At 70.1% G+C, this 11,001-nt stretch carries 8 protein-coding genes; 2 read left to right on the forward strand and 6 right to left on the reverse strand.

The annotated features are described in order from the left end of the window. Window positions 1-76 precede the first annotated feature (76 nt). Entirely contained in the window at window positions 77-1,339 is a 1,263-nt protein-coding gene (gene hisS / locus ACFXBC_RS30085; RefSeq protein WP_385031428.1) for a histidine--tRNA ligase, read from the reverse strand. Window positions 1,340-1,350: 11 nt separating this feature from the next. Continuing rightward, the gene (locus tag ACFXBC_RS30090) at window positions 1,351-2,037 is read right to left on the reverse strand and encodes an MBL fold metallo-hydrolase (protein WP_266858932.1); all 687 of its coding nucleotides are present in this window, start codon (window positions 2,035-2,037) and stop codon (window positions 1,351-1,353) included. A 171-nt stretch (window positions 2,038-2,208) separates the two neighbouring features. Here ACFXBC_RS30090 and ACFXBC_RS30095 point away from each other — a divergent pair, with 171 nt between their 5' ends. Together ACFXBC_RS30095 and ACFXBC_RS30100 are read left to right on the forward strand one after the other, a co-directional pair. Then, complete coding sequence (locus tag ACFXBC_RS30095; RefSeq protein ID WP_385031432.1) at window positions 2,209-2,991, forward strand: peptidylprolyl isomerase; 783 nt, start codon at window positions 2,209-2,211, stop codon at window positions 2,989-2,991. Between the two features lie 182 nt (window positions 2,992-3,173). Beyond that, window positions 3,174-4,403 (forward strand): DUF349 domain-containing protein, encoded by a 1,230-nt coding sequence (locus tag ACFXBC_RS30100; protein WP_385031435.1) that lies wholly within the window; start codon window positions 3,174-3,176, stop codon window positions 4,401-4,403. 144 nt (window positions 4,404-4,547) lie between these two features. Here the strand turns inward: ACFXBC_RS30100 and ACFXBC_RS30105 are convergent, their stop codons facing one another. From ACFXBC_RS30105 to secD, 4 genes are all read right to left on the reverse strand, one after another. Next, complete coding sequence (locus ACFXBC_RS30105) at window positions 4,548-7,112, reverse strand: RelA/SpoT family protein (protein WP_385031438.1); 2,565 nt, start codon at window positions 7,110-7,112, stop codon at window positions 4,548-4,550. Window positions 7,113-7,295: 183 nt separating this feature from the next. Further along, complete coding sequence (locus tag ACFXBC_RS30110) at window positions 7,296-7,844, reverse strand: adenine phosphoribosyltransferase (protein WP_385031441.1); 549 nt, start codon at window positions 7,842-7,844, stop codon at window positions 7,296-7,298. Continuing rightward, on the reverse strand, window positions 7,841-8,959 hold the full coding sequence (secF, locus tag ACFXBC_RS30115; protein ID WP_385031444.1) for a protein translocase subunit SecF: 1,119 nt from the start codon (window positions 8,957-8,959) through the stop codon (window positions 7,841-7,843). Before secF ends, ACFXBC_RS30110 begins: the two co-directional genes overlap by 4 nt. A 1-nt stretch (window position 8,960) precedes the next feature. Continuing rightward, window positions 8,961-10,703, reverse strand: a complete 1,743-nt coding sequence (secD, locus tag ACFXBC_RS30120; RefSeq protein ID WP_385031447.1) for a protein translocase subunit SecD — start codon at window positions 10,701-10,703, stop codon at window positions 8,961-8,963. Window positions 10,704-11,001 lie beyond the last annotated feature (298 nt).

Raw genomic sequence — 11,001 nt, forward strand, 5'->3', positions numbered from 1 at the left:
GGTCTCCGTCCGGGCCGCGGGCCGGGACCGGCGATGGGCCCGCCTCGGCGGGGGGGCCGGGATCAGCGGACCGGGATCAGCCCAGCCGGGTACGGACCTCGGCGACGAGGTCGTCGAGCGGCACCGCGCTCTGCTCGCCGGACTCCATGTCCTTGAGCTGGACGACGCCTTCGGCGAGATCCCGCTCCCCCGCGACCACCGTGAAACGGGCCCCGCTGCGGTTGGCGCTCTTCATCGCGCCCTTGAGGCCGCGCCCGCCGAACGCGAAGTCGGTGGCGACACCCGCCCTGCGCAACTCGGTGACCACCCCGAACAGCACCCGCCGGGCCTCCTCGCCGAGCGGCACCGCGAACACGCTGGTGGTGGCGGGCAGTTCGAGCTCGACGCCCTCCGCCTCCAGCGCCAGCACCGTACGGTCCACGCCGAGCGCCCAGCCCACCGACGGCAGCGCGGGACCGCCGATCATCTCGGAGAGACCGTCGTAACGGCCGCCGCCGCCCACGGCGGACTGCGAGCCGAGTCCGTCGTGGACGAACTCGAAGGTGGTGCGGGTGTAGTAGTCGAGCCCGCGGACCAGCTTCACATCGTCCTCGTACGCGACGCCCGCGGCGGTCAGCAGGGTGCGGACCTCCTCGTGGTACGCCTTGCACGCCTCGCACAGGTAGTCCCGCAGCATCGGCGCACCGGTCAGCTGCTTCTGTACGTCGGCCCGCTTGTCGTCGAGTACCCGCAGCGGGTTGATCTCGGCCCGCCGCCGGGTGTCCTCGTCCAGGTCGAGACCGCGCAGGAAGGTCTGGAGCGCGTCGCGGTAGAGCGGACGGCACTCCCGGTCCCCGAGCGAGTTGAGCAGGATGCGGAACTGCCGGAGGCCCAGCGCACGGTAGGCCTGATCGGCGAGGATGATCATCTCTGCGTCGAGCGCGGGGTCCTCGGTACCGATCGCCTCGGCGCCCACCTGCGAGAAGTGGCGGTAGCGGCCCTTCTGCGGGCGCTCGTAGCGGTAGTACGAGCCGGAGTACCAGAGCTTGACCGGCAGGTTTCCCGCCTTGTGGAGGTTGGCCTCCAGGGCGGCACGCAGAACCGACGCGGTGCCCTCGGGGCGCAGCGCGAGCCGGTCGCCGCCGCGCGTCTCGAAGACGTACATCTCCTTGGAGACGATGTCGGTGGATTCGCCGACCCCGCGCGAGAAGAGCTCGACGTTCTCGAAGCCGGGCGTCTCGATGTACTCGTAGCCGGAGTCGCGCAGCGGGGCGGCGAGTGCCGCGCGCACCGCGAGGAACGTCGCGGAGGAGGGCGGCAGCAGGTCGTACGTGCCCTTGGGGGCCTGGAAAGTACTCACGGAAAAAGTCGTCACATTCCTCGTCGGGGAGCGGCCAGGCCCCGCAGATACGGGTTGGTGGCGCGCTCACGGCCGATGGTCGTCTGCTCGTTGTGACCGGGCAGGACCACGGTGGAGTCGTCGAGCGGCAGGCACACACGGGCCAGCGACTCAAGGATCTCGGCGTGGTCGCCGCCGGGCATGTCGGTGCGGCCGATGGAGCCGGCGAAGAGCAGGTCGCCCGAGAAGAGGATCTGCGGAATGTCCGCCGCCTCGGGCATCCTGAACGTCACCGACCCCTTGGTATGGCCGGGTGCGTGCGAGACGGCGAACTCCAGCCCGGCCAGGGTCAGTTCGCTGCCGTCGGCCAGCTCCTTGACGTCGTCCGGCTCGCCCACGGTCAGTTCGCCCATCAGCGGCATCCCGATGGAGCGCCCGATGCCCTTCTCCGGGTCGCTCATCATGAAGCGGTCCGCGGGGTGGATCCACGCCGGGACGTCGTGCGCCCCGCACACCGGGACGACCGACGCCACATGGTCGATGTGGCCATGGGTGAGGACGACCGCCACGGGCTTGAGCCGATGCTTCCTGAGGGCGTCCTCGACTCCCTGGGCCGCCTGGTGGCCCGGGTCGATGATCACGCACTCCTCACCGGCGGCGGGGGCGACCAGATAACAGTTGGTCCCCCAGGCCCCGGCGGGGAACCCGGCAATGAGCACGATCGTCCTTAAATGTCGGTCCAGCGGAAGAATGCAGCAGATCAATGCGGCAGATCAGAGCCTACCGGCGCCCCTCATCCCACAGCGAACCCATATACGGTACGGCCTGGGCCGGACAGGCAGACGACACGCGCGCACCTCACGCGTGCATACGGACGAGGGAGAACACCGGTGGTCAGCAGCGATCAGCGGCGGCGGCAGCTCGCCAGGGAAAAGTTCGAGCGGCAGCAGGAGCGCCGCATCACGGCCCGGCGCAACGCACGCCGCCGCAACGCGGTGATCGCCTCGGCGCTCGCCGTGGTGGTCGTGGCGGGCGGTATCGCCTGGGGCGCCGGAGCCTTCAAGGGCGACGACGGCAAGGCGACCCCGGCCAAGGCGGCGGACCCGTCGCCATCGGCGAGCAGCTCCGGGCCCCCCGAGCCCGCGATGAAGATCGACAAGAAGGCCAAGTACACCTTCGCGCTCAAGACGAACCAGGGCGCCGTCTCCCTGGTCATGGACGCCGCGAAGACCCCGCACACGGTGAACTCCTTCAAGTCCCTCGCCGACAAGGGCTTCTTCGACAAGACCAAGTGCCATCGCCTCACCACCAGCGGGATCTACGTGCTCCAGTGCGGCGACCCCAAGGGCAACGGTACGGGCGGGCCCGGCTACACCATCCCGGACGAGAACCTCACCGCGCTCGGCAAGGCGGGCAGCGACGGTAGCGTGACCTACCCGGCCGGCACGGTGGCGATGGCCAACACCGGCCAGCAGCACACCGGCGGCAGCCAGTTCTTCCTCGTCTACAAGGACAGCAAACTGCCCCCGAGCTACACCCCGTTCGGGACGATGGACGCGGCCGGGCTGAAGACGGTGAAGACGGTGGCAGCGGCCGGAGTGGCCGGCGGGAGCCAGGACGGTGCGCCCAAGAAGGCCGTCACCATCTCGAAGGCCACCGTCACCAAGGACTGAGCCCGGCCGCGGGCCGTTCCCGTGGGGATGCAGGGATATTGGGACGGGCCGGATGCGGACAGCCGCCCCGCCGTTCGCCTATGTTGGCGGGGTGCGGGGCGGCAGGCAGCCCTGCCGAAGAAACTGTGGACGATGTCCGGGGGCCCACAAGTCTCCGCAGGCATCATGTGGATGGAGGCGCTGTGAGCAGCGACCCGTGGGGCCGTGTCGACGAGACCGGCACCGTATACGTGCGGACGGCCGACGGCGAGAAGGTCGTCGGCTCTTGGCAGGCAGGCTCTCCCGAGGAGGCCCTGGCCTACTTCGAGCGCAAGTACGAGGGCCTGGTCGTCGAGATCGGCCTCCTCGAACGCCGGGTGAAGACCACCGACCTGTCGGCCAAGGACGCCCAGACCGCCATCGACCACCTGCGCGGGCAGGTCGATGAGCACCATGCCGTCGGCGACCTCGCCGCCCTGCGGGTGCGGCTGGACGGGCTGGTCTCGACCGTCGAGGCGCGCCGCGAGGAGCGCAAGGTCCAGAAGGCCAGGCAGACCGACGAGGCGAAGCACGCCAAGGAAGCCCTGGTCGCGGAGGCCGAGGAGCTGGCGCAGAGCGACCAGTGGCGGTCCGCGGGTGAGCGGCTGCGGGCGCTGGTGGACACCTGGAAGGGCCTTCCCCGGCTCGACCGCAAGTCCGACGACGAGCTGTGGCACCGCTTCTCGCACGCCAGGTCGGCGTTCTCCAAGCGGCGCAAGGCGCACTTCGCCTCGCTGGACGCCCAGCGCGAGGACGCCCGCAAGGCCAAGGAGAAGCTGGTCACCGAGGCGGAGTCGCTCTCCGGCTCGACCGACTGGGGTGCCACCGCGGCCCGTTACCGCGATCTGATGACCGAGTGGAAGGCCGCGGGCCGCGCTCAGCGCGAGGCCGAGGACGATCTGTGGAACCGCTTCCGCGGCGCCCAGGACGTCTTCTTCGCGGCCCGCAGCGAGGTCTTCGCCGAGCGGGACGCCGAGCAGTCCGAGAACCTCAAGCTGAAGGAGGAGCTCGCGGCCGAGGCCGAGAAGCTGCTCCCGGTGCGGGACCTCAAGTCGGCGAGGGCCGCTTTCCGGGCGCTGAACGAGCGCTGGGAGGCCGTCGGCCACGTACCGCGTGACGCCCGGCCGAAGGTCGAGGGCCGGATGCACACGGTGGAGCGCGCGCTCCAGGAGGCCGAGGAGACCGAGTGGCGGCGCACCAACCCGGAGGCGCGGGCGCGCGCCGCGGGTCTGACGGGTCAGCTGCAGGACGCGGTCGACAAGCTGCGCAAGCAGATCGACACCGCGCGTGCGGCGGGCAACAACGCCAAGGCCGACAAGCTCGCGCGTGAGCTGGAGGGCCGGCAGGCGCTGCTCGACCAGGCGATGAAGGGCCTGGAGGAGTTCGGGGGCTGAGCAGCACCCGAACCTGGTCATGAGCGAAGGGCCCTCCGCATCGGGCGGAGGGCCCTTCGCCGTACCCCGTGTCCGTCTGCTGTCCCGGGCCGACTCCGGGCTGCGGTTTGTCAGGGCCTGCGAGTGGTCAGGGTGTGCGGGCTGTCAGGGCCTGCGGGCCGATGTCACCCGGTAGACGTCGTAGACGCCCTCCACACCCCGTACCGCCTTCAGGACGTGTCCGAGGTGCTTCGGGTCGCCCATCTCGAAGGTGAAGCGTGAGGTGGCCACCCGGTCGCGGGAGGTCTGGACCGCCGCCGACAGGATGTTCACGTGCTGGTCGGAGAGGACGCGGGTGACGTCCGAGAGCAGCCGGGAGCGGTCCAGCGCCTCGACCTGGATGGCGACCAGGAAGACCGAGGACTGGGTCGGGGCCCACTCGACGTCGAGGATCCGTTCGGGCTGCTGTGAGAGCGAGTCGACATTGACGCAGTCGGCACGGTGCACGGAGACCCCGCTCCCCCGGGTCACGAACCCGATGATGGGGTCGCCGGGGACGGGCGTGCAGCACCGGGCGAGCTTCACCCAGACGTCGTCGACGCCCTTGACGACCACCCCGGGGTCCGCGTTGGCGCGCCGCTTGCTGCGGCCGTGCGACGGCGGTGTGCTCTCGGCGATGTCCTCGTTGGCCGCCTCTTCGCCGCCGAGCGCCTGCACCAGCTTCTGTACGACGCCCTGCGCCGCGACATGGCCCTCGCCGATCGCCGCGTACAGCGAGGAGATGTCCGGGTAACGCATCTCGTGTGCCAGCGTGACGAGCGAGTCGCCGGTGAGGATGCGCTGGATCGGCAGGTTCTGCTTGCGCATGGCCCGCGCGATGGAGTCCTTGCCCTGCTCGATCGCCTCGTCCCTGCGCTCCTTGGAGAACCAGGCGCGGATCTTGTTGCGCGCCCGGGGCGACTTGACGAAGCCGAGCCAGTCCCTGGAGGGTCCGGCGCCGGCGGCCTTGGAGGTGAAGACCTCGACCAGGTCACCGTTGTCCAGGGTCGATTCGAGCGGGACGAGCCGCCCGTTGACCCGGGCCCCTATCGTCCGGTGGCCGACCTCCGTGTGGACGGCGTACGCGAAGTCCACCGGGGTCGCCCCGGCGGGCAGCGCGATGACATCGCCCTTCGGCGTGAACACGAAGACCTCGTTGCGCGACAGGTCGAAGCGCAGCGACTCCAGGAACTCGCTGGGGTCCTCGGTCTCCTTCTGCCAGTCGAGCAGCTGGCGCAGCCAGGCCATGTCGTTGACGGTGTCCTGGCGGGAACCTTTGCCGGAGCTCTTCGGGGCGTCGGTGCGTACCTTGGACGCGCCCGCAACGGCCTCCTGCTTGTACTTCCAGTGCGCGGCGATGCCGTACTCGGCGCGGCGGTGCATGTCGAAGGTGCGGATCTGGAGCTCGACGGGCTTGCCGCTGGGACCGATCACCGTGGTGTGCAGCGACTGGTACATGTTGAACTTGGGCATCGCGATGTAGTCCTTGAACCGCCCCGGGACCGGGTTCCACCGGGCATGGACGGTGCCGAGCGCCGCGTAGCAGTCGCGGACGGTGTCGACGAGGATACGGATGCCCACCAGGTCGTAGATCTCGGCGAAGTCGCGGCCCCGCACGATCATCTTCTGGTAGACGCTGTAGTAGTGCTTGGGCCGCCCGGTGACGGTGGCCTTGATGCGGGCGGCGCGCAGATCGGCCTGGACCTCGTCGGTCACTATGGCGAGGTACTCGTCGCGCTTGGGCGCCCGCTCGGCGACCAGCCGCACGATCTCGTCGTACATCTTGGGGTAGAGGATCGCGAAGGCGAGGTCCTCCAGCTCCCACTTGATGGTGTTCATGCCCAGGCGGTGGGCGAGCGGAGCGTAGATCTCCAGCGTCTCGCGGGCCTTCTTCTCCTGCTTCTCCCGCTTGAGGTACCGCATGGTGCGCATGTTGTGCAGCCGGTCGGCGAGCTTGATGACCAGGACCCGCGGGTCCTTGGCCATGGCGACGACCATCTTGCGTACGGTCTCGGCCTGCGCGGCCTCACCGAACTTGACCTTGTCGAGCTTGGTGACGCCGTCGACGAGGAGGGCGACCTGGTCGCCGAAGTCGCGGCGCAGGGTGTCCAGGCCGTACTCGGTGTCCTCGACGGTGTCGTGCAGCAGCCCCGCCATCAGGGTCGCCGGGTCCATGCCCAGCTCGGCGAGGATCGTGGTGACGGCGAGCGGGTGGGTGATGTACGGGTCGCCGCTCTTGCGCTTCTGCCCGCGGTGCCAGCGCTCGGCCACCTGGTAGGCACGCTCGATCTGCCGCAGGGTCGCGGACTCGATCTTGGGGTCGTTGCCGCGTACGGCCCGCAGCAGCGGTTCGAGCACCGGGTTGTACGGCGACGAGCGCTGTACGCCCAGCCGGGCGAGCCTGGCCCTGACCCGGTTGGACGAGCCACCGGAGCGTGCTGCGGGGCTCTGCGGTGTGGGGCTCTGCGGTGCCGGGCGGGCGGTGGCGCCCTGCGCGGCCTGCCCAGGCGCCGGGGCCTGGGTGGCGGGCTTGGGCGTCGAGAGGGGAGCCGCGCCGCCGGGGCGCACCACGGGGGCCGAGGGCTTCGGCTGCCCGGCCGGTGGCTTCTCGGGCGTCGCTGGGGCCGCCGCGGCCTTCTGGTCCTGCTTCTCGGGCTGTGCGGCGGCTGCGGGCCGGTCCTCGTCTGGCAAGGGCGCTCCTCTGGGGGTCCCCCGGACGGAGCCTGGGGGAGAGTCCGGGTCCCGGTGTTCGGTCCGGAAGCCCATGGTAACGATCCCCGGCGATCGGCTCGCCCCGGGCCGGTGCGGGCACCGTACGCGAGAGGCGGACCGCCCGGCATTCCGGGGGCCCGCCTCAGGGGTACGGCGTACTGATCAGACCGTGATCAGGGCATCCAGCGGGGCTCCGTGGAGGGCCGGCTCCAGCCGGGCACGCCCGTCGAGGAAGCCCAGCTCCATCAGTACGGACACCCCGACGACCTGTGCGCCGGCCCGCCGGATCAGGCCGAGCGAGGCCTCGGCTGTGCCGCCGGTGGCGAGCACGTCGTCGATGACCATGACGCGGTCGTCGGCGCTGAGGTCCTCGGCATGCACCTCGATCTCGGCGCTGCCGTACTCCAGCTCGTACGTCTGGGAGAGCGTCGCGCCCGGCAGCTTCCCGGCCTTTCGGACCGGGATGAAGCCGATTCCGGCGCGGACCGCGACCGGTGCGGCCAGGATGAAGCCGCGTGCCTCAAGGCCGACGATCTTCGTGGCGCCGTGGCGCAGACAGAGCTCCGCGAGGGCGCCGGTCAGCGCCGTGAAGGCCACCGGATCCGCGAGGAGCGGGGTGATGTCCTTGAACACCACTCCCGGCTGCGGATAGTCCGGCACATCCCTGATCCTGCTGAGCAGCAGGTCCTGGAGACTCTCCGTGCTGGTCATCGTCGCTTCCCCTGGGTGCGGCCGCGGCCCCGCGGGGCGGGCGGGCGCCGGCTGCCGGCCACGGCGCCGGCCGGGGCCGGGGTGCCGGGGACGTCGTCCTGCGGCTCCGCGCCGTCGCCGTCCCGGCCGGCCGGGTCGGCCTTGGCTGCGGCGGCCCGCTTGGCGAGCACGCGCTTCTTGAGGGCCTTCATCGCCGGGTCGCGTTCCTTGAGGTCGGCGACGAGCGGGGTGGCGATGAAGATCGAGGAGTACGCACCGGCCGCGAGACCGACGAACAGGGCGAGCGAGATGTCGTTCAGCATGCCGGCGCCGAGGAAGCCGCCGCCGATGAAGAGCAGGCCCGCCACCGGGAGCAGGGCGACGACCGTGGTGTTGATGGAACGCACCAGGGTGCCGTTGAGGCTGCGGTTGGCGATCTCGCTGTAGGTGAAGCGGGTCTGCTTCCTGATGTCCTTCGATGCCTCCTTGAGACCGTCGAAGACGACGACGGTGTCGTAGAGGGAGTAACCGAGGATGGTCAGCAGTCCGATCACGGTGCCCTGGGTGACCTCGAAGCCGACGAGCGCGTAGATCCCGACCGTGATGGTGAGGTCGTGGATCAGGGCGACCAGGGCGGCGAGGGCCATCCGCCACTCGAAGGCGATGGCCAGATAGACCACGACGAGCACCATGAAGATCGCCAGGCCCTCCCAGGCCTTGTTGGCGATCGTCTCGCCCCAGCTGGGGCCGACCACATCGGCGGCGATCTTGTCGACCGGGAGGTTCAGTTCCTTGGCGAGCGAGTCGTGGATCTTGTCGGCCGTGCCGGTGCCGATCCCGGAGACCTGGATCCGGATACCGCCGTTGCCCAGCTTCTGGACGGTCGCGTCATGTCCGGAGAGCTTCTCCGCCGAGTCCTGGGCGTGCTCCACGGAGACGCTGGTGCTCTGGGTGGTGGTGAAGACCGCGCCGCCCTGGAACTCGATGCCCAGGTTCAGACCCCGTACCGCCAGGCCGACGATGGCCGTGATGGTGATGAGGATGGAGATGCCGTACCAGATCCTGCGCTTGGCCACGAAGTCGTAGCCGACCTCGCCGCGGTACAGCCGGGCGCCCATGCTGCCGAGTCGCGACATGTCACGCCTCCTTCGGGTCGGTGGGAGCGGAGGAGGCGGCGGTGGAACCACCGCGGGAGCGGCGGAGCGGGGGTTTGGCGCCGAGCCGCTTCGGGTCGAGGCCGGACCACGGGTGGCCGCTGTAGAAGAACTTCCTCCGGGCCAGCAGGGTCATGACCGGCTTGGTGAAGAGGAAGACCACCGCGATGTCGAGCAGCGTGGTCAGACCCAGCGTGAACGCGAAGCCCTGCACCTTGCCGACGGTCACGATGTACAGCACGGCCGCGGCGAGGAACGACACGAAGTCCGACACCAGGATGGTGCGGCGGGCGCGCGGCCAGGCGCGCTCGACGGCGGGCCGCAGGGTACGGCCTTCGCGGATCTCGTCACGGATGCGTTCGAAGTAGACGATGAACGAGTCCGCGGTGATACCGATCGCAACGATCGCACCACACACCGCGGGCAGGTTGAGTGCGAAGCCGATGCCCTTGCCGAGCAGCGCCATCAGTGTGTACGTGAGGATCGCGGAGACCAGGAGGCTGAGGATCGCGATGAACGAGAGGCCGCGGTAGTAGGCCACCAGGTAGACGATGACCAGCGCGAGGCCGATCGCACCGGCGATCAGGCCGGCCTGGAGCTGCTCGCCACCGAGCGCCGCGGTCACCGTGGTGACGGTCTCCTCCTTGAAGGAGAGCGGGAGCGCACCGTAGGAGAGCACGTTGGCCAGGTCCTCGGCCGACTGCTGGGTGAAGCTGCCGGAGATCTGGGCGCTGCCGCTGAGCGTCTGGCTCACGCTGGGCGCGGAGACCACGGAGCCGTCGAGCGCGATGGCGAACTGGTTCTGCGGCTGCTGCTGCTTCGAGAGCTTGCTGGTGATCGCCTGGAACTTCTTCGAGCCCTTGCCGGTGAAGTCCATCTGGACGATCCACTGGCCCTGCTGCTGGTCGATGACCGCCTTGGCACCGGAGACGTCGGTGCCGTCGACGGCCGCTGCGTCGAGGATGTACTTCGCGTCACCGGTGTCGCTGCACGCCACGGTCGGGTCGCTGGGCTTGACGTTGTCGCCGCCGGCCTTGGCACGTCCGGCCTTGGTGGAGCAGTCCAGCGCCGCGAACTTCTTCTGGAGCTTGGCGGCGGCCGCGGTGTCGGCGGGCGACGGGGTGGCGTCGGACGTGGACTTGGACGACGACGGGTCGGGCGTGGGCCCGGACTTCAGCGCGTCGGTGACCGCACGGCCCTGGGTGGATGAGGAGGGCGAAGCGGTGTTCTTCGAGGACGAGGACGACTTGTCCTTGGCCTTCGACGAGGCGCTCGGGGAGGGCGTGGTGGAGGGCTTGCCCGCGGGCGTCGGCTTCCCGGCGGCGACCGTGACCACAGGGCGGAAGTACAGCTGGGCGGTGGTGCCGACCTGCTGCCTCGCCTGCTTCTCGTTCGTCCCCTTGGGGATGTTGACGACGATGTGGTCCTTGCCCTGCGTCTGGACCTCGGCCTCGGAGACGCCGAGTCCGTTGACACGGCGCTCGATGATGCTGACCGCGGTGTTCATGTTCTTCTGGTTGATCGCGTTGGGCTTGCCCGGCTGGGGCTTCGCCTGGAGCGTGATGCTCGTACCGCCCGCGAGGTCGATGCCGAGACGCGGCGTGACCTGCTTCGACCAGAACATCCCGCCGACGAGCGCAACCATGGCGATCAGGATCAGGGCCAGGGACCGCCCGGGCTTGCCCTGGGCTCCCGTCTGCCTTCGGCCCTTGTTCGGTGCTGCCACCTTGTCGATTCTCCCTGTCCTACCGCCCGCGCCGGGTATGCGCTGTGAGCGGCCACGAAGTGATGGGGGGACCTGCTCCGCTGTAGCAGTGCACGGTCTCGGGGATCGCCCGGGGGGGCCCCCGGGGGCCCCGGGGGGGCCCCGCGGGGGGTAGAGCCGTGGGCCCCGCCCGGGAGGGGGGGGCCGGGACCCCCCCCACCAGCGCGCCCCGACGGTTGGGTTTACACCCCCCCCCCACAACCCCCCCCAACACAACTCACCCCGCGGGGCCCCCCCCCCCCCCCGCGAGACCCCACCC

The organism is Streptomyces sp. NPDC059398 (assembly GCF_042751845.1).
Taxonomy (GTDB): Bacteria; Actinomycetota; Actinomycetes; order Streptomycetales; family Streptomycetaceae; genus Streptomyces.

Coding starts and splice junctions, on each gene's coding strand:
- secF (WP_385031444.1), bottom strand. CDS start 8,959: ATGTCGCGACTCGGCAGCATGGGCGCCCGGCTGTACCGCGGCGAGGTC.
- ACFXBC_RS30110 (WP_385031441.1), bottom strand. CDS start 7,844: ATGACCAGCACGGAGAGTCTCCAGGACCTGCTGCTCAGCAGGATCAGG.